Origin of the sequence: Bacillus sp. EKM208B, from assembly GCF_011800725.1 — a bacterium.
GTDB lineage: Bacteria > Bacillota > Bacilli > Bacillales > Bacillaceae > Bacillus > Bacillus velezensis.
In genome coordinates, this window is sequence record NZ_JAANHO010000001.1 from 14094 (window position 1) to 37512 (window position 23419).

Consider the following 23419-nt stretch of genomic DNA (forward strand, 5'->3'; position numbering starts at 1 on the left):
AAAACCATGGGGTATGAAGCAGGCCAATACGACGTGATTGTCATCGGCGCCGGGCATGCCGGTGTTGAGGCTGCCCTCGCATCCGCGCGCCAGGGAGCCAAAACGCTTGTTTTGACGATTAATCTTGATATGGTTGCGTTTATGCCATGTAATCCGTCTGTCGGCGGCCCCGCGAAAGGGATTGTCGTCCGCGAAATTGACGCGCTCGGCGGAGAAATGGCTAGAAATATAGATAAAACTCATATTCAAATGAGAATGCTGAATACAGGAAAAGGTCCGGCCGTACGGGCGCTGCGTGCGCAGGCGGATAAATTCCAATATCAGCACGAAATGAAGCATACGCTGGAAAAAACACCGAATTTGACACTTCTTCAAGGGATTGCCGAGCGTTTAATCATTGAAGACGGAGAGTGCCGCGGTGTCATTACGCAAACCGGTGCTGAATATAAGGCAAAAACGGTCGTGCTGACAACCGGAACGTATTTAAGAGGGCGGATCATTCTCGGTGATCTGTCTTACTCAAGCGGTCCGAATAACCAGCAGCCGTCTATTAAACTTTCTGAGCACTTAGAGGAGCTCGGTTTTGATCTCGTCCGTTTTAAAACGGGCACGCCTCCTCGTGTCTCAAGCGATTCCATTGATTACAGCAAAACAGAAATCCAGCCGGGGGACCCGGTTCCGCGCGCTTTCTCATATGAAACGGTTGAATACATTACCGATCAGCTGCCTTGCTGGCTGACTTACACGAGTCCTGAGACTCATGAGATCATCGACAGCAACCTGCATCGTTCGCCAATGTATTCCGGTATGATTAAAGGAACGGGACCGAGATACTGCCCTTCGATTGAAGATAAAGTCGTTCGGTTTAATGATAAACCGCGTCATCAGATTTTCCTCGAGCCGGAAGGCAGAAATACGCAGGAAGTATACGTTCAAGGTTTATCCACGAGTCTTCCTGAGGACGTGCAGCAGCGGATGCTGGCGACCATTCCGGGACTGGAAAAGGTGCAGATGATGAGAGCCGGATACGCGATTGAGTATGACGCGATTGTACCGACGCAGCTCTGGCCTACACTGGAAACGAAAAAAATCCCTAACCTGTACACAGCCGGTCAAATTAACGGTACATCAGGTTATGAGGAAGCAGCCGGGCAAGGAATTATGGCAGGGATCAACGCAGGCCGCAAAGCGCTTGGAAAAGAAGAAGTGATCCTCAGCCGTTCCGATGCTTATATCGGTGTATTGATTGATGATTTGGTAACGAAAGGAACCAATGAACCGTACCGTCTGCTGACTTCACGGGCGGAATACAGACTGCTGCTCCGTCACGACAACGCGGATCTTCGTCTGACGGAAATCGGCCACGATATCGGCTTAATTTCTGATGAGCGCTATGAAGCGTTTGAGAAGAAAAAAGCGGCGATCGAGGCAGAGAAAAAACGTCTCTGGTCTGTTATTATTAAGCCGTCTCCTGAGAATCAGGAATATATCCGTTCACTCGGCGGAAGTGAGCTGAAAGACGGAGTGCGCGGCACAGATTTAATGAAACGTCCGGAAATGAACTATGAAACAGTGACAAAACTTGCACCTGCAGATTCTCCGGTTCCGCAAGATGTGGCGGAACAAGTGGAAATTCAGGTGAAATATGAAGGATATATCGAAAAATCCTTGCAGCAAGTGGAAAAGCTAAAGAAAATGGAAAACAAAAAAATCCCTGATCGGATTGATTATGACGCCATTAAAGGAATTGCTACTGAAGCCCGTCAAAAGCTGAAAGAAGTGCGTCCTTTATCAGTTGCTCAAGCGTCCCGTATTTCCGGTGTCAATCCGGCAGACATTTCAATCCTGCTGGTATACCTGGAGCAGGGCCGTATTGCCAAGGTAGCTGAATAGAAAGGATGACGGCATGAATATAGAGGAATTTACATCCAGTTTAGCGGAGAAAGGGATTTCCCTTTCTGACCGCCAGCTGGAGCAATTCGAGTTGTATTACCGGATGCTCGTGGAATGGAACGAAAAAATGAATCTGACATCCATCACTGAAAAAAAGGAAGTTTATCTCAAGCATTTTTATGATTCAATAACGGCGGCATTTTATATTGATTTTGAAAAGGTCACCACTCTTTGTGATGTCGGCGCCGGCGCCGGTTTTCCAAGCCTGCCCATCAAAATCTGCTTCCCGCATCTGCATGTCACCATCGTCGATTCACTGAATAAGCGGATTACGTTTTTGGAAACTCTCTCTGATGCTTTACAATTAGAGCATACGACATTTGTCCATGACAGAGCGGAGACATTCGGACAGCGGAAAGACGTACGGGAAAGCTTCGATCTCGTGACGGCCCGTGCGGTGGCGCGTCTGTCGGTCCTGAGTGAGCTTTGTCTGCCGCTGGCCAAGAAAAACGGCGTATTTGCCGCACTGAAAGCAGCAGCCGCTGATGAAGAGCTGAAAGCGGGGCAAAAGGCGATTAAAGTATTGGGAGGAGAGCTTGAACAAGTTCATTCCTTTACACTTCCTGTTGAAGAAAGTGAACGGAACATTATGATCATTCGCAAGACGAAAAGCACTCCGAAAAAATATCCGAGAAAACCGGGTACTCCAAATAAATCGCCAATTGAAGGGTAATTTAGACAGCCTGATGTGACAATTCCATCATATTTTCTGCAAAATTGATGAAGATACAGCAGGAAAAACCATGAGAAAATAGAATTATAAAAATGGCAGTTTTTAAAGGTGGTGTAGGTACATGAAGCATTCATTCTCTCGTTTCTTCGGGTTTGGTGAGAAGGAAGAGGAACCGGAGATAGCTGAGCATGATACAAACAAAGAAGAGATACTCGAAATACCGGTACATGCTATCGTTCCCAACCGTTTTCAGCCACGCACCATTTTCTCAGATGAAAAAATCAAAGAGTTAGCAATGACTATCCATACACACGGCATCATTCAGCCGATTGTTGTCAGACATACAGAAGATGAAGGACAATATGAGCTCATTGCGGGTGAAAGGCGCTGGAGAGCGGTACAGACGCTTGAATGGGAGAAGATTCCCGCAATTATTAAAGATTTTTCTGATACGGAAACAGCATCTGTCGCTTTGATTGAAAACCTGCAAAGGGAAGAATTGTCCTCCATTGAGGAAGCTCATGCGTACGCAAGGCTGTTAGAACTTCATGATTTAACACAGGAAGCCTTGGCGCAGCGCTTAGGAAAAGGCCAGTCAACGATTGCGAACAAGCTCCGATTGTTAAAGCTCCCGGAACCGGTCCAGGATGCGATTATGGAGAAAAAAATTACGGAACGTCATGCAAGAGCACTGATTCCGCTCAAACAGCCGGAGCTTCAGGTCACATTGCTTGCGGAAATCATTGAGAAAAGCTTAAACGTCAAGCAGACGGAAGACAGAGTGGTGAAAATGCTTGAACAGAATAAGCAGAAACCAAAGCCGAGACGCAAAGCGTTCAGCAGGGATACAAGAATTGCGATGAATACGATTCGTCAGTCACTGTCCATGGTAGAAGACAGCGGCGTCAGACTGAATACTGAAGAAGAAGAATTCGAAGAGTACATCCAGCTTACCATTCGGATACCTAAATAAAAACTCTCCTGATGAGCAGGGGAGTTTTTATTTTAATCAAAAAACTATTTTGAGATAATGATAGATTTATTGTGCACTATACATTGTATATGTAAAATTTTATCTTTTTGTGTCGTGAATTGTCTTTTTACAGTCAAAAAAGTCACTTTATCGGAGAACTTATATTAGAAAGTGTCTTTTTCGTTTACATTTTTTTCACTTGCTGATAAACAAATTATGAAAAAAATAAAACGCTTTACTCTTTTTTTGATAAGATAGAAACAAGACAGTACATGTTCATGTGAAGGTAGGTGACATCGTGGGAAAAATCATAGCAATTACGAACCAAAAAGGCGGAGTCGGGAAGACGACGACTTCTGTTAATCTGGGGGCTTGCTTGGCTTACATAGGTAAAAGGGTTCTTCTTGTTGATATTGATCCGCAGGGCAATGCAACGAGCGGATTAGGGATTGAAAAAGCCGATGTGGATCATTGTGTGTACGACATTTTAGTAGATGATGCAGATGTTACAGATATTATTAAACCGACTTCAGTAGAGAACTTAGATGTCATTCCGGCCACGATCCAGCTTGCGGGAGCGGAAATCGAATTGGTTCCGACGATCTCACGGGAGGTCAGGCTGAAAAGAGCATTAGAATCAGTGAAACAAAATTACGATTACATGATTATTGATTGTCCTCCGTCTCTCGGGTTATTAACGATTAATGCGCTTACCGCTTCAGATTCAGTCGTTATCCCGGTTCAGTGCGAATACTACGCTCTTGAAGGATTGAGTCAATTATTAAATACAGTTCGGCTTGTGCAAAAACATTTAAATACCGACTTAATGATAGAAGGAGTGCTTCTGACGATGCTTGATGCCAGAACGAATCTCGGCATTCAAGTGATAGAGGAGGTAAAGAAATACTTTAGAGATAAAGTGTATCAAACCATTATCCCTCGCAATGTCCGTTTAAGTGAGGCGCCGAGTCACGGCAAGCCGATCATATTATACGATCCGCGTTCGAGAGGTGCGGAAGTATATTTAGATTTAGCAAAGGAAGTGGCAGCGAATGGCTAAAGGCGGGCTCGGAAAAGGGATTAACGCGTTGTTTAATCAGGTTGATTTGTCTGAAGAGACAGTGGAAGAGATTAAAATCAGTGATTTGCGCCCCAATCCTTATCAGCCAAGAAAACAATTTGACGATGAGTCATTAGATGAACTGAAGGAATCCATCATTCAGCATGGCATTCTTCAGCCCATTATCGTGAGAAAATCATTAAAGGGCTATGATATTGTAGCCGGCGAACGCCGTTACCGCGCCGCAAAACTTGCCGGTAAAGAGACAGTGCCGGCTATCGTGCGGGATTTATCTGAATCACTGATGCGGGAAATCGCTCTTTTGGAAAACCTTCAGCGTGAAGACTTATCACCGCTTGAAGAAGCTCTGGCATATGACTCACTGCTGAAGCATTTGGATTTAACCCAGGAACAGCTCGCTAAACGGCTCGGGAAAAGCAGGCCTCATATTGCCAACCATTTAAGACTGCTGACGCTGCCGGAAAGCATCCAGAACCTCATTGCAGAAGGTACGTTATCCATGGGACACGGCAGAACCTTGCTTGGTTTGAAAAATAAAAACAAGCTTGAACCGCTTGTGAAGAAAGTGGTTGAAGAACAGCTGAACGTCCGTCAGCTTGAGCAGCTGATTCAGCAGTTAAACAACAATGTTCCACGTGAAACAAAGAAAAAAGAACCTGTTCAAGATGTTGTGTTAAAAGAGCGGGAATCGTATTTGCAAAATTACTTCGGAACAACAGTAAATATTAAGAGACAAAAGAAAAAAGGGAAGATTGAGATTGAGTTTTTCTCAAATGAAGATCTTGAACGTATCCTAGAACTATTGTCTGAAAGAGAAGCGTAAAAACCATCTTTTTAAAAAAAGATGGTTTTTTTATATACGTCTTGTCAGCTTATGAAACGGACTGAGCCGTTCCTGCCGGCCTTCTGATTTATCTGTCAGCTGTAACCCCTCTGCTAAAACATTTGCCATGCTCATAACAAGATGAAGCCTCGTATTCTGCAGGACAAAATACTCCATAAACCCGCTGACATTGACGATTCCATTGATATGGACGTCACCGATTTCGGGAAGATCTTTTTGAACACCTGCTCCGGGCTTCAACGGCCCATCGCCGATTTGAAATGAGCCTACGCTTTTGACGCGGCCTAAACAAGCATCAACCGCTATAATAAACGGATTTTTATGTAGATGTTGAATATCTTTCAGCTTGTCTTTCATATTGACGGCGTGAACAGGATCTGACAGCGTGCCGTAAACGTGCAATCTGCCTAAATTCATTTTTTCTAACTTTGTTCCTACGAGCGGACCTAATGAATCTCCGGTCGACCGATCTGTACCGATACACACGGTGACTAACGGTCTGCCGGCTGCTTTACGTAAAGATGAAGTAAGGATCGCTTGTATTTGATTCGCAGCAGAAGAATCCGTATGAGATACATATTGTTTTGCCCGTTCTTGAGAAAAAAGCCCGCCTTTTCGATTCATAAGGTTCACTTCCTTGTCATGTCATACGAGTATTACATTGTTGTTTTTGGTGATGTAGGTTGTTTACAGTATATCCAGCGCTGCCTTTTTTTATGCTTATGTCATGATCAGCATGCCGGTTGTTTGAAAAGAGCGGGATAGAAAAAAGAACTCAGAGCAGTTATTCTTTAAGTTCATGAAAGAAATAAGACCATTTGATCTACATTACATATTGCTGATGATCTAATTTCAGCGCTCTTTTTTCTGTAGAAAAGAGGGTAAATCCTAACTGAGCGTAGAGTTTTTTTGCGGGTTCATTTGTTGAAGTAACAGAGAGATGGAGCTGTTCTGTGTCTTTCATCTTTTTTGCTTCCGCGCCTGACCTTCGATGTTTGGGGGAAATATACATAGAACCGATAACCGCAATGTATCTTAGGTTAAACAGCGAATGCTTGGAGATCTTGAGGATTCCCATCAGTCTGTCTTTTTCAAAGGCGCCAAGCACGATGGCATTGCCGGATTCAAGCCTCGCGTCCGGGTGATCTTTTAAGCTTTGAGCCTGATATCGGAGTAAGGCTTGGTATCACATACGGTTAAACGCCTGATGTACACGATTTGAGCTCCTTATATAAATAAAATTTTCTGAATAGTCAATCGTCGTTATCATACCATATTTGTCCCATTTGTATGAATGATTGCCGCTGTCACTCAATATAGTAGCAATATGCGGAGATTATCAGAAATTTTATGAGGTGATGAGGGTGTGGAGAGCCGGGATGAAGTGGATGCTGCTCATATTAAGCAGCCAGATTGGGGCTGGGTATGCAAGCGGGCAGGAAATATGGCAGTTTTTCGGTGTCGAAAGCGGACTGGCTATTGTATTGTTTACAGTCATGTTTACGATTTCGGCTTATATTGTGTTGAAGATCAGCTATCGGGTTCAATCAACGCACTTTTTACCTGTGCTTGAGCATCTGATGGGGCCGGCTCTTGCTAAAGTCTATGATGTGCTTATTATGTTTTATTTGTTTTCGATGACGATGGTTATGATTGCCGGCGGCGGTGTGACGCTGCAAATGTACAAGCTGCCGTTTTGGATCGGTATTTTTCTTCTTTGCATTGTGACCGTCGGTTTATTCTTTTGGGATATAAAAGGAATATTATCTCTGAATAGTATTTTGATACCGATTCTTGTAGCGGGGCTGTTATATGCATTGGTCTTTTTTCAGACAACCCATCATTACACGTGGACGATAGATTTGACCCGCCAGTATAATTGGCCGGCAAGCATTACCTTCACGTCCTTAAACATCCTTTCTGTTGTCGCTGTTCTTTCTTCAATCGGGAAAGATATGAAAGGACTGGGAGAAGCGAAAATCGCAAGTGTTGCAAGCGGGCTGATTTTCGGTGTGATTTCATTTGTTTACAATGAAACGCTTGTGCAGCTTTCAGGCAGTCTTACACAATATGAGATGCCTCTTTTCGCCGTCCTTGAAGGCGCTCCTTATCCGTTATTTCTTTGTATGGCCGCCGTGCTTTTTTTAGCCATCTATACGACAACCGTGACCGGTCTGTTCGGGCTGTCCAGCCGCATGCTTGCATTTTTGAAATTGCCGAGATGGACGCTCGTATCTCTTCTTTTAGCTGTGATGGTGCCTTTTACGACAATCGGTTTTTCAGATTTGATCGCCATTTTATATCCCATTTACGGGCTTTTAAGTCTTTATTTGCTGGTATGTCTTCTTCTTTACCCTATTTTAGGGAGATGGAAAAAAGTATAATGCTCATTTTGAGTGCGGCCGTTGCTCTTATCCTGTCTTTTTTTGTACAATAAATAAAGCAGTCTATGGAGAGAGGTGAAGGGTCTTGGCGGATAAAGACTTTGGCCTGAATGATATTGTTGAAATGAAGAAACCGCATCCTTGCGGTGAAAACAGGTGGAAAATCATTCGGATGGGAATGGATATTCGGATCAAATGCACGGGTTGTTCCCACAGTGTCATGATTCCGAGAAGAGATTTTGAGAGAAAGCTGAAAAAAGTACTCGTCAAGCATGAGGAGCCCACATCATAAGGGCTGGCGCTCATGCTTTTTCATATAGAGGAGAGGAAGAGGCCCGATGAGCAAAGTGCATCAGTCAGCGTGCCCGCTGAATTGCTGGGACAGCTGCGGCTTTTTGGTGACAGTTGAGGATGGAAAGGTGACGAAAGTAGACGGAGACCCGAATCATCCCATTACGGAAGGAAAAATTTGCGGCCGGGGCAGAATGCTGGAGACGAAAACGAATGCGCCGGAACGGCTTCGTTTTCCTTTAAAAAAGAAAGACGGCGAATTTGTCCGCATTTCCTGGGAGCAGGCGTTAGATGAAATTGCAAAAAAAATGGCGGTGATTAAGGAGACGTTGGGCACTGCCGCAGTGCTGCACAGTCATGATTACGCCAATAACGGTCTTTTGAAGGCGCTCGACCAGCGTTTTTTCAATGGATACGGCGGTGTAACGGAGATTGCGGGCAGCATTTGCTGGGGTTCCGGCATTGAAGCGCAGCGCTGGGATTTCGGGCGTTCTTACGGGCATGGACCGCTTGATATTTATCACAGCAAGCATGTGATCGTATGGGGCAGAAACGTGTCCCGGACGAATATGCACCTCTATCGTCATCTGCAGCAGGTGAAGAAAAAAGGAGCGACACTGACGGTCATTGATCCTATTTTTAACCCGACTGCAAAGCTTGCCGATCGGTATATATCCGTCAAACCCGGCATGGATGGCTGGCTTGCGGCGGGTGTTTTAAAAATATTATGCCAAACCGGCAGAACCGATTCCGATTTCATTCAAAGGCATTCGGTCGGTTTTGAAGAAATAGAAAAGCTTCTGAAGACGATTTCTTTTGAGGAGATCATTGAGAAAACAGAAACGTCTTTAGAAGTGCTTGAATATCTTGCTGATTTATATGCTGACGGTCCCGCCTCCACTTTTATGGGTCTTGGGATGCAGAGATATAAAAACGGGGGCGGGACGATACGGTGGATTGACGCTTTAGCTGCGGCGAGCGGAAATGTCGGTATCAAAGGCGGCGGCGCAAACTTCGGAAATGTGCAAGTCGGTGAAAGCTTTGCAAAGGCCGAGCTCACCCGTCCTGATCTGAAGAAAAGTTCGAGAACGTTTTCGATGATGACTCAAGCCGAAGAGGCGCTGAATGCAGCCGATCCGCCGATTGAGATGATCATCGTGACGTGCGGCAATCCGCTGACACAGGTGCCGAATACAAAAAAAGTGAAGGAAGTGTTTGAAAAAACACCGGTCACAGTGGCCATTGATTCGGTCATGACCGATACGGCGAAGCTCTGTGACTATGTGCTGCCGACGGCCGTTGTTTTCGAAGAGGAAGATATTTATTATTCCAGCATGTATCATCACTATGTTCAATATGGCAAGAAGCTTGCGGAACCGCAGGGAGAGGCAAAATCAGACCGTTGGATCTGGACGGAACTCGCAAAGCGTCTCGGATTCGGGGAGCTGTTTGATTACAGTACGGAAGATTTCTTGAAAATGGGGCTCTCTTCTTTGGAGAAAGAAGGAATCACCCTTGAGCAATTAAAGGAAAAAGGACATATGCCGCTTCCGGTCAAACAGGTTCCGTGGAGTGATTTTCAATTTTTAACCCCGAGCGGAAAATTTGAATTCGTCTCGTCACTGGCAGAAGAGAAAGGATACAGCGGCCTCCCTCAATTGGAGGTGCCGGAGGAGTCTGTTTATCATGACGCCGGGCTTGCCGGGAAATACCCGTATACGCTGCTGTCCATTCACCCGCAGCGCTCCAATCATTCACAGCACGTGCCGTTTATTGAAAAGCTTCAGCAGATTCAGGTGGATCTGTCGCCGGATATCGCCGAGGAGCTTTCACTTCAAGACGGAGATACGGCTGAGGTATACAATGACCGCGGCCGTCTGCGCGGCAGGGTGAAAATCATGAAGCAGGCTCACCCGAAGACGGTGAATATAGATGAAGGCATGTGGGCGGCATTCGGAGGCTCCGTCAACATGCTCACAAAGGATTCAAATTCCGATAATGGAATGGGAAGTACGCTTTTTGACTGTCTGGTAGCGGTTAAAAAAGGATAATCTAAGGAGAGAGAGGGCGGGAAATGCTTTTTTCTCAGCTTGTCTTTTCCTATGAACCTCCTTATAATTGCTCTAGGTTACAATACGTTTATACGATGATGGTTTGATATAGAGGAGATGAAAGAATGGCTTTAACTGCTGGAATTGTCGGTTTGCCGAATGTCGGAAAATCGACGTTATTTAATGCAATTACCCAGGCTGGTGCCGAATCAGCCAACTACCCGTTCTGTACAATTGATCCGAACGTGGGAATCGTGGAAGTGCCGGATGAACGTCTGCAAAAGCTGACTGAATTGGTGAACCCGAAAAAAACGGTGCCGACTGCGTTTGAATTCACTGATATCGCGGGGATCGTAAAAGGCGCATCTAAAGGTGAAGGACTCGGAAATAAGTTTCTTTCTCATATCCGTCAGGTAGATGCGATCTGTCACGTTGTACGGGCATTCGCTGATGACAATATTACGCACGTGTCAGGGAAAGTCGATCCGATTGACGATATTGAAACGATCAACCTTGAATTGATTCTTGCCGACATGGAGACAGTCGAAAAACGCATCACGCGTGTAAGCAAGCTTGCTAAGCAAAAAGACAAAGAAGCGGTTTTTGAATTTGACATTCTGTCTAAATTAAAAGAAGCTTTCGAACAAGAAAAGCCTGCCCGTTCCGTTGAATTTACGGAAGAACAGCAAAAGCTTGTGAAGCAGCTTCATTTGCTTACGTCAAAACCCGTGCTTTATGTAGCAAATGTAAGCGAGGATGAAGTGGCTGATCCTTCAGATAATGAATATGTTGCGAAAATCCGGGAGTACGCCGCGGGTGAAAACGCCGAGGTTATCGTCGTCTGCGCGAAAATTGAGTCTGAAATTGCTGAATTGGAAGGCGAAGAAAAGCAAATGTTCCTTGAGGAGCTCGGCATCGAAGAGTCAGGTCTTGATCAGCTGATTAAAGCGTCATACTCTCTTCTCGGTCTTGCGACATACTTTACGGCGGGCGAACAGGAAGTGCGCGCATGGACATTCAGAAAAGGCATGAAAGCTCCTGAGTGTGCGGGTATCATCCACACTGACTTTGAACGCGGCTTTATCCGCGCTGAAACGGTTGCTTATGAAGACCTTTTGGCAGGCGGCGGAATGTCCGGAGCGAAAGAAGCCGGGAAAGTGCGTCTGGAAGGTAAGGAATATGTAGTCCAAGACGGAGATGTCATTCATTTCCGATTTAATGTATAGGACACAGTTGTAAAGGGACAAGAGCTTTGGTATAATATAAACTTGTGAGTAATAGAATTATTGCTCCTTGCCCATTATAGGGCCGCTTAGACCAAAAGGAGGTGCAAACAGATGAAAAAGTACGAAGTTATGTACATTATCCGTCCGAACATTGACGAAGAGTCAAAGAAGGCAGTTATCGAGCGTTTCAACAACGTATTGACTTCTAACGGAGCGGAGATCACTGGAACAAAAGATTGGGGTAAACGTCGTCTTGCTTACGAAATCAATGATTTCCGTGACGGTTTCTACCAAATCTTAAACGTTCAGTCTGAAGCTGCAGCGGTTGCTGAATTCGACCGTTTAGCTAAGATCAGTGACGATATCATTCGCCACATCGTTGTTAAAGAAGAAGAATAAGCAATTTGAAATATATAATGTTAAAAGGTGGTCTTTCATATGCTTAACCGAGTTGTATTAGTCGGAAGACTGACAAAAGACCCAGAGCTTCGTTATACGCCAAGCGGTGCGGCTGTCGCCACGTTTACTCTTGCTGTGAATCGTACATTCACGAACCAGTCCGGAGAACGTGAAGCCGATTTCATTAATTGTGTCACTTGGAGAAGACAAGCCGAAAACGTTGCAAACTTTCTTAAAAAAGGAAGCCTTGCCGGCGTAGACGGCCGACTCCAGACAAGAAATTATGAAAACCAGCAGGGACAGCGTGTCTTCGTGACAGAAGTCCAAGCTGAAAGTGTTCAATTTCTTGAGCCTAAAAACAGCGGCGGTTCTGGATCAGGCGGATACAACGAAGGAAACAGCGGCGGAGGCCAATACTTTGGCGGAGGCCAAAATGATAATCCGTTCGGCGGAAATCAGAACAACCAGAGACGAAATCAAGGGAACAGCTTTAATGATGATCCATTTGCCAACGACGGCAAGCCGATTGACATCTCGGATGATGATCTTCCGTTCTAATAGATTATCGCTATATTCATAACGAGAAAGGTGGGAAATGACAATGGCAGGAGGACGCAGAGGCGGTCGTGCGAAACGCCGTAAGGTTTGTTACTTCACTTCTAACGGCATTACGCACATCGATTACAAAGATGTAGATCTTCTTAGAAAGTTTGTTTCTGAGCGTGGTAAAATCTTACCTCGCCGTGTAACTGGAACAAACGCGAAATACCAACGTAAATTGACTATCGCGATCAAACGCGCACGTCAAATGGCTTTACTTCCATACGTAACTGGCGAGTAAGCCGAAAGAAAAGAGCAAGAGCCTGCGGGCTCCTGCTCTTTTTTTATATCAGTCCCCCTCCATCCTGCCGAAATGTTTCACATGAAACATGGAAGTGCTCCTGACACCTATCTTTGTTATCTTGCTCCTCTATTCAAAAACGCGTACTTATGCAATGAATTTGTTTATACTGAAAAACAGGGGGTGGCTGAGATGGAGACAGACAGAAATATCCTGACTGATGAAAAGTGGAGCGCAATCATACGCAATGATGCTTCTTATGACGGAGTATTTTATTATGCAGTAAAAACGACGGGGATTTTCTGCCGGCCTTCTTGTAAATCGAGAGTTCCGAATAAAGAAAACGTGCTGGTGTTTGATACGGCTGATGCAGCGCTCGAGAGACATTTTCGTCCCTGTAAAAGGTGCCGGCCGAACGGTCTTCGTCTTCCTGATGAAGAATGGATTGCTCAAATCATTGAATACATTGAACGCCATTATCACGAATCCCTGACTCTGAGTGTACTGGCCGAAATGTGTCACGGCAGCCCCTATCATTTACAGCGGACATTTAAAAAAATCAGGGGAATGTCCCCGATTGCGTATATACAGAAAATAAGATTGTCGAAGGCGGAACACCTTTTAAAGCATACTGATATGACAGTCATGGAGATCGCTCTGACTGTCGGAATTCCAAACACAGCGCATTTCGCGACTCTTTTTAAAAAGAGAACCGGGAGTTCGCCCACAGAATACAGAAAAACGGCCAAAATGGGACAGGGAGGTTCAATATGAGTAAAGAGCCTATGATCTATTGGACACTCTTCACACGGAATGATTGGAGCCTGTATACAGCCGCCACATCTAAGGGGCTTTGCTTTATAGGTTCAAATCATGGAAGCTTTGAAGAGCTTGAGCAGTGGGCAAAAAAGCAATACCGCAATACCGATTGGCACGTGATGATGAAAAGCTGGCGCCTTACACGGCAGAGCTGTCCGAGTACATTGAAAATGGCAGATCAGCTTTTTCAGTGCCGGTGGATCTTTACGGAACAGAATTTCAGCTTGCTGTATGGAAAGCGCTTATGGACATACCGTACGGCGAGACATACTCCTATTCGGATATAGCAGAAATGATTCAGAAACCGGCAGCTGTAAGAGCCGTGGGCGCCGCGATTGGAAAAAATCCGGTATTGATTACGGTTCCGTGCCATCGCGTCATCGGGAAAAACGGGAAACTGACCGGATTCAGAGGCGGTTTAGAAATGAAAAAGCAGCTGCTGGCATTAGAGGGCGGAAACATTGAAACACTGGAATACCGGCTGAGCCGGACAGGAGGGAACACATGAAACTGATTTCTTGGAATGTAAACGGCTTGCGTGCCGTGATGAAAAAGATAGATATCAATACTTACGTTCAGGAAACGGAAGCCGATATTCTATGTCTGCAAGAAACAAAAGTACAGGACGGACAAGTATCATTACAGCCTGAAGGATATCACGCCTATTGGAACTATGCGGTGAAAAAAGGCTACTCAGGCACGGCTGTTTTTTCGAAAGAAAAGCCGCTGCACGTGTTCTATGGACTGGGGATTGACGACCATGATCAAGAAGGACGGGTGATCACGCTTGAATTTGAGCATGTGTTTGTCGTCAACTGTTATACGCCTAATGCCAAACGCGGATTAGAGCGAATTGATTACCGTCTTCAATGGGAAGCCGATTTTAAGGATTATCTGCAGAAGCTTGACCGGAAGAAGCCCGTGATATTATGCGGCGATCTGAATGTCGCACACAGGGAGATAGACTTAAAAAATCCGAAAGCCAACCGGAAGAACGCCGGTTTCTCGGATCAGGAGCGGGAAGCGTTCAGCGCCCTGCTGAACGCCGGATTTACCGACTCATTCCGCTATTTATATCCTGATCGGGAAGGCGCCTATTCCTGGTGGTCTTACAGGACGAACGCACGTGAGAAAAACATCGGCTGGCGGCTTGATTACGTTATTGTTTCAGACAGACTGAAGCAGCGGATCAGCGAAGCGGCCATTTGTGCCGATATCATGGGTTCTGACCATTGCCCTGTTGAAATGACAGTGGATTTATGATGAGATAGCAGTAAGAGAAATCCACTCTTGCTGCTTTTTTATCACCGAAAATGGAGGAGCACATGGCAAATATAAAAGAGATTGCGAAACTGGCGAATGTGTCGGTGGCCACCGTATCACGCGTATTAAACCGACACCCGTACGTATCTGAGGAGAAAAGGCGTCTTGTGAATCAAGTGATGAAGGAGCTGGATTATACCCCTAATCGAACCGCCATTGATCTGATTCGCGGAAAGACCAATACAATCGGCGTGATTTTGCCGTACAGCGACCATCCCTGCTTTGACAAAATTGTAAACGGTATCACGAAGGAAGCGTTTGCCCATGATTATGTGACAACCCTTCTCCCCACCAACTATGACCCCGCTATAGAGATGACATATTTCGAACTGCTGAAAATGAAAAAGATTGACGGACTGATTGTCACGTCCCGCGCGAATGAATGGGAAACCGCCGTGCCTTACCTGGAATACGGCCCCATTGTCGCTTGTGAATATACACAGCATCAAGAGATTCCCTGCGCTTATAATGACAGGCAGGCAGCATATAGAGAAAGCTTTTTGTATTTGAAAAACCGCGGGCATCAAGACGTTGCTTTTACATGTGTGCGGGAAGCGGAAAAAAGCCCGAGTACGGCCGACAAGGTAACCGCATATAAGGCGGTTTTCGGCTCTCTTGATGAAACCCGCATTCTGGTCGGATGCCATGATATGGACGACGGAAAGCGGGCGGGTGAGCACTTCCGGGGTTTCGACAAGGCGCCGACGGCCATCTATGCGCACAGTGATGATGTGGCTGCCGGCTTGTACCAGTTTGCGAAAGAACAGAAATGGGACGCGGAGATCATCGGCGAGGGAAATCTGAGCGTCAGCCGGGCATTGAATATTCCATCCTTGGAACTTCATTTGGAACGGGTCGGAAAGGAAGCATTTTTACTGTTTTTTCACGAAGAAACGGCTAAAAAACAAATTATGCATCAATTTCAGCGGAAAAAGTCTTGAGCTGAAATGGGTTTCATGCTTTATAAATAGATTGAGAAAAAAAGGGAGGCGGACATATGCGAATTGAACATGCAGCGATATGGGTGAAAGATTTAGAACGGATGAAAGAATTTTATGAGACATACTTCGGCGCCAAGGCCAATGACCTTTATCATAATGAGAAAAAAGATTTCAAATCGTATTTTCTGACATTTGACTCCGGATGCAGGCTGGAACTTATGAAAAAAGGCGGCATTGATGAAGTTCCGTCACAGAATATGACCGGATGGGCGCATCTCGCATTTTCTACAGGCAGCAAGGAGCGGGTGAATGAATTGACGGAGACGTTTAAAAACGACGGATTTCAGGTTGTAAGCGGCCCGCGTGTAACGGGTGACGGATATTATGAGAGCGTGATAGAGGATGGGGAAGGCAATTTGATAGAAATCACGGTGTAACAGTGCGGGGGAACCCGCACTGTTTTATTGATTAAATTTGCTGTGCATTTGTTTTCGGGCCGAAGAGGATTAACAAAACGGAACATAGAAGCCAGCAGCCGCCGATGAACAAAAAGACGCTGATGTAGCCGAGCTTAACGGCAATAAATCCGACGAGCAGGGAGCCGAATATATTGGAAAAACGGCCGAGCCCGTACGCCAGCCCGCTCCCGGCCGAGCGATATTCCGTAGGATACGGCTCCGATGTATATGCGTATAAGTTTGAGGTGAAAACCCGTTCCGTGACGTTGACGACAAATCCAAACACAATAATCATGACGGGAATAAACGTCATGCCGTATAACAGTCCGGCAATGGCAGTCAGAAAAGCGCTTGCGGCCAGAATCCATTTCCTTTGGAACGTCTCGGATATCATGGAACCGAGCAATGCGCCAAGCGGCGCGCCGACAGAGTGAAGCACATTGTACCACAGCGTTTTTTCCATGGTGATGCCGTTGCTTTTCAGCAGGCTGGGCACCCATGAAGCAAAGCCGTAAAAGCCAAAGGTTTCAAGAATCCATACCGCTGACAGGATGATGGTGATCTTTAAATTCCTGCCCTGAAACAGCCCTAAGTAGCCTGCGTGCTTCACTGTATGTACTTCAGCCGCCTCTTTTGGCGCGGGAAGCGGGCCTTTTTCTTTCTCTATACGTGCTTCAAGACGGTTCATAATGGCGTTTGCCTGATCATATGCGCCCCGATTTTCGTGCCAGCGCGGCGATTCCTCAAGCCGGCGGATAAAAAAGAAATAAATGAGACCGGCCGCCCCCCATACGAATACGAGCCGCCACCCCCATGAGCCTAAAGGAATGACAAAAGCGGAAACAACGTTTGTGACGGGAACGCCGATCAGTCCGATCATGGCGCAAAGGGAGATGTATTTTCCCCGTACGGAGGATGGAAAAAATTCCGCCAAATAGCTGTTCGTCACAATCATGGCGGCCGCGACGCCGAGCCCGGTCAAGAATCGGAAAATCATTAAGGACGGAATGTCCCATGCCAGCGCATTCAGAAAAGATGAGACCGAAAAGACAAGGACAAAACAATTCAGCGCTTTTTTCCTGCCGATCCGATCGGACAGCCTTCCGCCGATGGACGCGCCTAAAAACATGCCCAGGAAGGATGCGGCCGTAATGTCGGCAATGGTGGACAGCTTCACGCCCCAATGCTCAATCAGCGCCGGAGCCACGTTGCTGAGCGTAAACAGATCAGCGAGATCGAAAAAATAGATGATTCCGAGAGCGGTTAATACTTGATAGTGCACACGCGAAATGGGGAGACGGTCTAATCGGTTCGCTACATTTGAGAATGTCTGATGTTTCATAAAAAACCCCCTGACTTTGCAATTGTAATCAGAAAATACTGTAAATTTATCTGACGAATACATTATAAAGGTCTTTTTTTGGCAAAAACAGAGTGTAAATAACCAGAGCCAAAGGAAACGGCATAGCGCTTTCTTCTTAAAATATATAACATTTCCTATATCTGTTTCTGTTTATATTGTAAAATGTTGAAGGAAAGGAAGTTGATGCATAAATATGAATACGTTTGTACGGCCCGGAGAGGGAAGAAATAGTGTATCGAGATATCTTCTTTCTCTGTTGGTCATTGTGTGTTTGTTCTTTTTTGGAAGCATACTGACCGTGTTTTATATGTTTCTCACGTCCGCTTTCAACCCTTCACTGACGATAAATTGGGATGAGGCGGCATTAAGTGACCCGCTGGCGGATATTTATTTACAGCATATCGTCTATTTCATAGCGATTCCGGGCATTTGGATAGCGGTTCGTTTCATTATGAAGCGGCGGTTTTTATCCATCATCACACCGAATCAGTCGCTGAACTGGAAGAGAATTTTCTTTGGATTCGGCACATATGTTGTGCTGATGTTTGTCGCGGGGCTGATTGATTTTACAATTCATCCGGATCGTTTCATGCTTCAGGAATTCCATGCTTCACGTTTTCTGCTGCTGTTAGCGGCGGCCGTCTTATTGGTGCCGATTCAAACCTCTGCGGAGGAATTTCTCTTTCGCGGTTTTCTGCTTCAGTTCGCCGGAAAATTGACGGCAAACGCGGTGGTTCTGACAGTCATTATCGGCGGATTATTCGGCGCACTTCATTTCGGAAATCCGGAGATGGAAAATGGAGCTCTCTGGGCGGGAATCGGATATGTCACCATCGGCATGATCTGGACCTTTATCACGATTAAAACGGGCAGTTTGGAGATGTCCCTTGGCGGTCACGCTGCCAATAATATGTTTTTATTTATCTTTCTCACAGAGGATCATTCGGTGTACGGCGGCATTCCGTCGATATTTACAACAGCAGCCGGCGGCTATGAAATATATGATTGCATATCGACTCTGGTGATCAATATCATCTTCGTATGGCTCGCGTTCCGTTTTGTGAAAAAAGAAAAGCAGCAGGCCGCCTAGGCTCTGCTGCTGATTTGTAAGGTGTTCATCGCTTCATCAATATCCGTCGTCGGTCTCCGGCAGGCGAAATTTTCACAAATGTAGACAGTTGTCTTCCCATCGATCATTTGATAACCCGCGGCAAAGTCAGAAATGCCGGCAAGCTCTTCCGGATGTTCTGCGGCGAGAATCGTATAGGCGGGAGTGAAATGCTCCTGAAGCGCCTCAATGAAACGTTTTCTGTCCGGGTCATCTTTCCTTCCGAAAACAACGATTTCTTTTTGGGGCATTGTGTGTGCCAGTACGCTTTGCATGAAGAAAGCGTTGCTGCTCGGATAGGCCTCTATTTCCCGTTTGAACACGGAAAACATCGCTTCGGCTTTTTCAATCAGTGATATGTCACCCGTCAGGCGGCCGAGACGAAGCAGCTGTACGGCAGCCGCGCTGTTTCCGGAAGGCACTGCCCCGTCATAAACCTCTTTTTCCCTGACAAGAAGGGTTTCGGCATCATTCCCCGTAAAGAAGAAGCCTCCGTGCCGTTCATCCCAGAACAGCTCCAGCATGCTTGTACATAACGTTTTCGCTTTCTGCAGATAAGACGGATGAAAACCCGCTTCATACAGTTCAAGGTAAGCCCAGATGAGAAAAGCGTAATCATCGATAAACCCTTTGTTTTTCACTTCGCCCTCGCGATAGCGGACCATGACGCGCCCGTCCGGCATGAGGTGCCGTTCGAGAAAGCGGATCGCTGTTTCCGCCATGCTGAGAAAGTCAGGCTCGTGAAATACCTTTGCGGCCTTTGCCAGCCCGGCAATCATGAGCGCGTTCCATGAGGTCAGCACTTTGTCATCTGTATGCGGATAGCTTCTGTTTTCACGCGCCTCCAGCAATTTTGTTCTTGCCTCTTCAAGGCGTTCGGCCAGCTCATTTCCGGTGAGGCCGGTCTCTTCGAGGATGGCCTCACGCCGCGTGAAAATGAGGTGCGGGATGTTTTCGCCTTCAAAATTGCCTTGATCTGTGATGTTATACACCTTGCAGTAAAGCGGGCCGAGTTCATCACCGAGAAGGTTCATGATTTCTTTTTTGGACCATATGTAATATTTCCCCTCACGGCCTTCGGTATCAGCGTCTAAAGCTGAGAAAAAGCTGCCGTCTTCATGCATCATTTCCCGCTGAATAAACGTTACGATCTGCATCGCAATCTGTTTGTAGCGCTCATTACCCGTGACTTGGTAGGCTTCTGTATATGCGGTCAGGAGAAGGGCGTTGTCATACAGCATTTTCTCAAAATGCGGCACGAGCCATTCATTATCAGTCGAGTAGCGGGCGAATCCGAACCCGATGTGGTCAAAAATCCCGCCGTTCGCCATGCCGTCGAGTGTCTTGGTTACACCGGCCAAAGCCTGTTCCTTGCCCGTATAGCTGTAGTAGCGAAGCAGAAACATGAGCATATGCGGCATCGGAAATTTCGGAGCCTGGCCGAACCCGCCGTACACCGTATCAAACCCGCCGGCCAGCTGGCGATACGTGTCATGAACCGCCTGTTCGCCAAGCATGCCCTCAGCCGGGTGAACCTTAACTTCAAGATGAGCGGCGGCGTTTTCGGCGATATCCTCGACATGCTGCCGGTCATTCGCAAACGTTTCGGACAGATGTTCAAGCACATCGATAAAGCCCGGACGGTTATATTTGCTTGTCTTCGGAAAATACGTCCCCGCATAAAACGGCTTTTGATCTGGTGTGACGAACACGTTCAGCGGCCACCCGCCCTGCCCCGTCATCAGCTGGCAGATTCTCATATACACGGAATCCACATCAGGCCGCTCTTCACGATCAACCTTGATGGCTATGAATTTATCGTTTAACATACCGGCGATCTCTTCGTCCTCAAAAGATTCGTGGGCCATTACATGGCACCAGTGACAAGTCGAATAGCCGATGCTGACAAGAACCGGCTTGTTTTCGCGTTTCGCTTTTTCAAAGGCTTCTTCTCCCCAAGGGTGCCAGTTTACGGGATTATGGGCGTGTTGGAGCAGATAGGGGGACTTCTCCGTGATTAGACTGTTGGGTTTACTATTGTTTGGCATGGGCTCACCTGCTTTCTCTTATTATTTGTACGTTTAACATACCACAATCCTCTAAAAAAATTCATACACTCAACTTTGTGAACCAAACCCAAGTCATTAAAAAGGAGAACGGCTTATGACTCTATTTTCAGGGTTAAACTTCATCTACCTTATTGCTTTTTAGATAAGAAATAAGGATTTAAAATCTTTATCACTTTATTTACTGTTAGATAAGTGAAACACACCCCGGCGACTGTAACCATCCCGCCTGTCAGTGCAATAAACGCAGGTACTTCACCTAACCACACCCAAGAAATGGCCAAGGCTACGGCTGGTGTTAAATAAAGTGAAATGGTTGCTTCTGAAGTACCGACGAGTGAAGTTACATATGCAAGTGCAAAGTAAGGCACAACCGTTGGTAATAAACCTAAGTAAACGATAGACAATGTTGAGTTCATTGAAGCGTTCAAAAACTCTTCCCCTAAGCCAGGCAGAAATACAAGCATAGGAATTGTCCCGCCCCAAATAGTGAATGTAACGAATGGAATAAATCCATATTTTTTTATATAGCGGGCTTGAAAAACGAAATAAATACTCTCCGAAAAAGCTGCCAGCAGGATTAACAAAATGCCGTTCACTGAATGTGTATAGTTTCCTGCCCCAAATGTAATGATCGACACACCTAATAAACTTATGATAGAGCCAATCCATTTATAAAGCCCAAAATGTTCACCAAAAAACAGACGAGATAACATTGCAGAAAAAATAGGTGTCATGGTCACGAGTAAGCTTGCTACCCCTGCGCTGACGGTTTTTTCTCCGATATTCAGCAAAATGTGATATAGTGCAAAACCTAAAAATCCTAAAGATAAAATAGCAGGGATATCCTTCATGTCAGGTAAACGCATATGAGTCAAAACAGCAAAAACCACCAGTGCCATTGACCCAATCAACAAGCGAAACAAAGCGAGGTGTTCCGGCGTGTAACTCTCCAAACCCGCGCGAATTCCCGGGAAAGCTGATGCCCACAACCCAATCATCAGACTGTAAGATATACCGATTCGAACTGTTTTCTTTCGCATCTTTCTCACTCCTCTTTACAAAAACCAACCAGTTATTTAATGTGTTTCTATATTAATAAAGATTTGATGATATGACTTCAACCAGTTAAATAGATTTTGACCCAACCACTTTAAGGAGGATACTTTTTATGAGCGCTCCAGAAGAAAAAAAGATGAAAAAGCTTCCTAAGTACATACAAATCATTCAATTTATAAAAGAGAAAATAGGAAATGGAGAATGGCCGATTGGAAGTAAGATTCCAAGCCAGCGCACGCTTGCCAAACACTTTGAGGTGAACAGGAGCACAGTCATTACAGCTTTAGAGGAATTGATGGCGGATGGATTAATCGAAGGCAGAATGGGCAAAGGGACAGTTGTTACGAACAATACATGGACACTTTTGGCTAAGAATTCCGCCCCCGATTGGGATCAGTATGTAACCTCCGGAATCCAGCATCCAAGCCAAAAAATTGTTCAAGAGATCAATAAATCAGAATCAAATTCCGATCTTATACAGCTCAGTAAAGGAGAACTTTCACCTGAGATTTTTCCTTTAGCTGCTATGAAAAAGATGATGGGAAAGGTATCTCAAAACATAGAGGCATTCGGGTATGAGGAACCAAAAGGATATTTGCCTTTGAGAGAGGCATTAAGCGGCTATTTAAGAACAATCGGTATTCAAGCTTCATCTTCTTCCATTCTTATTGTTTCGGGCGCACTGCAAGCCTTGCAGCTGATATCAATGGGGCTTTTGCAAAGGGGATCGACCGTTTATCTTGACCAGCCTTCCTATCTTTATTCATTACACGTATTTCAATCAGCCGGTATGAAGCTGACTGGAGTTCCTATGGATAATGATGGACTTTTGCCGGAACATATCCACATGGCAAGGGGGGAACGGGGAAGGGCTATTTTATATACAAATCCTTGTTTTCATAATCCGACAGGTATTTTAATGTCAAAAAAGAGACGAGAAGAAATCCTTGCGGCAAGTGAGAATGCACAGCTTCCCATTATTGAAGATGACATTTATCGTGAGTTATGGATAGATGAGATTCCTCCAGATCCTATTAAAACAATTGATAAAAATGGGCATGTGCTTTACATAGGCAGTTTATCGAAAACATTAAGTCCGGGCTTAAGGATTGGATGGATCGTCGGGCCGGAACCAGTGATTGAACGTTTATCCGACATAAAAATGCAAACAGATTACGGCTCCAGTTCGTTATCCCAGAGAGTAGCGGCAGAGTGGTTTACATCCGGTGAATACCAGCAGCATCTAGAACAGGTGAGAAGTCAATTAAAGGTGAGAAGACAATTGGTCATGAGTCTCTTAGAAACCAATTTGAAGAATGTCGCTACATGGAATATGCCGAAGGGAGGATTCTTTGTCTGGGTAAAAATATTGCCTTCACTATCTATGAAATTACTTTATACAAAAGCTTTGACAAAAGGGATACTTCTCAATCTCGGCAGTATCTATGCTCAAGAAAAAGGGAACTATATTCGCTTATCATATGCTTATGCATCTCTTGAAGACCTTCAAAAGGGAATTTATGAATTGGGTTTGATGATTAAGGAATTGGCAAGCAGATAAATATA

23 protein-coding genes and 1 pseudogene are annotated in these 23419 nt (G+C 45.5%); 19 read left to right on the forward strand and 5 right to left on the reverse strand.

Annotation, left to right across the window (positions count from 1 at the left end; all coding sequences use genetic code 11):
- Positions 1–6 precede the first annotated feature (6 nt).
- The 5 genes from mnmG (at position 7) to G9F75_RS00090 (ending at position 5503) form a co-directional block, all read left to right on the forward strand.
- The gene (gene mnmG, locus G9F75_RS00070; RefSeq protein ID WP_007615086.1) at positions 7–1893 is read left to right on the forward strand and encodes a tRNA uridine-5-carboxymethylaminomethyl(34) synthesis enzyme MnmG; all 1887 of its coding nucleotides are present in this window, start codon (positions 7–9) and stop codon (positions 1891–1893) included.
- A gap of 13 nt (positions 1894–1906) precedes the next feature.
- Positions 1907–2626 carry a 16S rRNA (guanine(527)-N(7))-methyltransferase RsmG gene (rsmG, locus tag G9F75_RS00075; protein ID WP_007409901.1) on the forward strand — a complete coding sequence of 240 codons (720 nt, stop codon included), beginning with the start codon at positions 1907–1909 and terminating at the stop codon, positions 2624–2626.
- 121 nt (positions 2627–2747) lie between these two features.
- Entirely contained in the window at positions 2748–3599 is an 852-nt protein-coding gene (gene noc / locus G9F75_RS00080) for a nucleoid occlusion protein (protein WP_007615083.1), read from the forward strand.
- 298 nt (positions 3600–3897) lie between these two features.
- On the forward strand, positions 3898–4659 hold the full coding sequence (soj, locus tag G9F75_RS00085; RefSeq protein WP_007409899.1) for a sporulation initiation inhibitor protein Soj: 762 nt from the start codon (positions 3898–3900) through the stop codon (positions 4657–4659).
- Complete coding sequence (locus tag G9F75_RS00090; RefSeq protein ID WP_014419388.1) at positions 4652–5503, forward strand: ParB/RepB/Spo0J family partition protein; 852 nt, start codon at positions 4652–4654, stop codon at positions 5501–5503. The genes soj and G9F75_RS00090 overlap by 8 nt, the downstream gene beginning before the upstream one ends.
- A gap of 30 nt (positions 5504–5533) precedes the next feature.
- Here G9F75_RS00090 and yyaC read toward each other — a convergent pair whose 3' ends face one another.
- Complete coding sequence (yyaC, locus tag G9F75_RS00095) at positions 5534–6148, reverse strand: spore protease YyaC (protein ID WP_004392969.1); 615 nt, start codon at positions 6146–6148, stop codon at positions 5534–5536.
- A gap of 199 nt (positions 6149–6347) precedes the next feature.
- Complete coding sequence (locus G9F75_RS00100; protein WP_260399074.1) at positions 6348–6632, reverse strand: GNAT family N-acetyltransferase; 285 nt, start codon at positions 6630–6632, stop codon at positions 6348–6350.
- A 250-nt stretch (positions 6633–6882) separates the two neighbouring features.
- Between G9F75_RS00100 and G9F75_RS00105 the strand changes: the two genes are divergently transcribed.
- The 12 genes and pseudogenes from G9F75_RS00105 (at position 6883) to G9F75_RS00160 (ending at position 16236) form a co-directional block, all read left to right on the forward strand.
- Positions 6883–7908 carry a YkvI family membrane protein gene (locus tag G9F75_RS00105; protein WP_088056347.1) on the forward strand — a complete coding sequence of 342 codons (1026 nt, stop codon included), beginning with the start codon at positions 6883–6885 and terminating at the stop codon, positions 7906–7908.
- A gap of 85 nt (positions 7909–7993) precedes the next feature.
- A complete protein-coding gene (locus tag G9F75_RS00110; protein ID WP_004392973.1) occupies positions 7994–8200 on the forward strand; it encodes a DUF951 domain-containing protein in 207 nt (68 codons plus the stop codon).
- Positions 8201–8246: 46 nt separating this feature from the next.
- Positions 8247–10250: a molybdopterin-dependent oxidoreductase gene (locus G9F75_RS00115; protein WP_167408856.1), complete on the forward strand. Its 2004-nt coding sequence runs from the start codon at positions 8247–8249 to the stop codon at positions 10248–10250.
- A gap of 125 nt (positions 10251–10375) precedes the next feature.
- Positions 10376–11476, forward strand: a complete 1101-nt coding sequence (gene ychF / locus G9F75_RS00120; protein ID WP_004392975.1) for a redox-regulated ATPase YchF — start codon at positions 10376–10378, stop codon at positions 11474–11476.
- A gap of 111 nt (positions 11477–11587) precedes the next feature.
- Positions 11588–11875: a 30S ribosomal protein S6 gene (rpsF, locus tag G9F75_RS00125; RefSeq protein WP_004392977.1), complete on the forward strand. Its 288-nt coding sequence runs from the start codon at positions 11588–11590 to the stop codon at positions 11873–11875.
- Between the two features lie 39 nt (positions 11876–11914).
- Complete coding sequence (ssbA, locus tag G9F75_RS00130; protein WP_004392979.1) at positions 11915–12433, forward strand: single-stranded DNA-binding protein SsbA; 519 nt, start codon at positions 11915–11917, stop codon at positions 12431–12433.
- Positions 12434–12476: 43 nt separating this feature from the next.
- The gene (gene rpsR / locus G9F75_RS00135; protein ID WP_004392983.1) at positions 12477–12716 is read left to right on the forward strand and encodes a 30S ribosomal protein S18; all 240 of its coding nucleotides are present in this window, start codon (positions 12477–12479) and stop codon (positions 12714–12716) included.
- 192 nt (positions 12717–12908) lie between these two features.
- Entirely contained in the window at positions 12909–13490 is a 582-nt protein-coding gene (locus G9F75_RS00140; RefSeq protein ID WP_014419384.1) for a bifunctional transcriptional activator/DNA repair enzyme AdaA, read from the forward strand.
- A pseudogene (locus tag G9F75_RS00145) lies at positions 13487–14043 on the forward strand (methylated-DNA--[protein]-cysteine S-methyltransferase). Before G9F75_RS00140 ends, G9F75_RS00145 begins: the two are co-directional and overlap by 4 nt.
- The gene (gene xth, locus G9F75_RS00150) at positions 14040–14798 is read left to right on the forward strand and encodes an exodeoxyribonuclease III (RefSeq protein WP_025650115.1); all 759 of its coding nucleotides are present in this window, start codon (positions 14040–14042) and stop codon (positions 14796–14798) included. Before G9F75_RS00145 ends, xth begins: the two are co-directional and overlap by 4 nt.
- 62 nt (positions 14799–14860) lie before the next feature.
- Positions 14861–15799, forward strand: a complete 939-nt coding sequence (locus tag G9F75_RS00155) for a LacI family DNA-binding transcriptional regulator (RefSeq protein ID WP_095060463.1) — start codon at positions 14861–14863, stop codon at positions 15797–15799.
- Positions 15800–15855: 56 nt separating this feature from the next.
- Positions 15856–16236, forward strand: a complete 381-nt coding sequence (locus G9F75_RS00160; protein WP_095060461.1) for a VOC family protein — start codon at positions 15856–15858, stop codon at positions 16234–16236.
- A gap of 31 nt (positions 16237–16267) precedes the next feature.
- On the opposite strand, the gene G9F75_RS00165 is transcribed toward G9F75_RS00160, so the two are convergent.
- Positions 16268–17599 carry an MFS transporter gene (locus G9F75_RS00165; protein ID WP_159353682.1) on the reverse strand — a complete coding sequence of 444 codons (1332 nt, stop codon included), beginning with the start codon at positions 17597–17599 and terminating at the stop codon, positions 16268–16270.
- Between the two features lie 214 nt (positions 17600–17813).
- Here G9F75_RS00165 and G9F75_RS00170 point away from each other — a divergent pair, with 214 nt between their 5' ends.
- Positions 17814–18710 (forward strand): CPBP family intramembrane glutamic endopeptidase, encoded by an 897-nt coding sequence (locus G9F75_RS00170; protein ID WP_160183179.1) that lies wholly within the window; start codon positions 17814–17816, stop codon positions 18708–18710.
- On the opposite strand, the gene G9F75_RS00175 is transcribed toward G9F75_RS00170, so the two are convergent.
- Both G9F75_RS00175 and G9F75_RS00180 read right to left on the reverse strand, forming a co-directional pair.
- Positions 18707–20776, reverse strand: a complete 2070-nt coding sequence (locus G9F75_RS00175; protein ID WP_167408857.1) for a thioredoxin domain-containing protein — start codon at positions 20774–20776, stop codon at positions 18707–18709. The genes G9F75_RS00170 and G9F75_RS00175 overlap by 4 nt on opposite strands.
- Positions 20777–20925: 149 nt before the next feature.
- The gene (locus G9F75_RS00180; RefSeq protein ID WP_095271424.1) at positions 20926–21837 is read right to left on the reverse strand and encodes a DMT family transporter; all 912 of its coding nucleotides are present in this window, start codon (positions 21835–21837) and stop codon (positions 20926–20928) included.
- Between the two features lie 128 nt (positions 21838–21965).
- On the opposite strand from G9F75_RS00180, the gene pdxR reads away from it, so the two are divergent.
- Positions 21966–23414, forward strand: coding sequence for a MocR-like pyridoxine biosynthesis transcription factor PdxR (pdxR, locus tag G9F75_RS00185; protein ID WP_167408858.1), 1449 nt, complete (start codon positions 21966–21968; stop codon positions 23412–23414).
- The last annotated feature ends 5 nt before the right edge of the window (positions 23415–23419 follow it).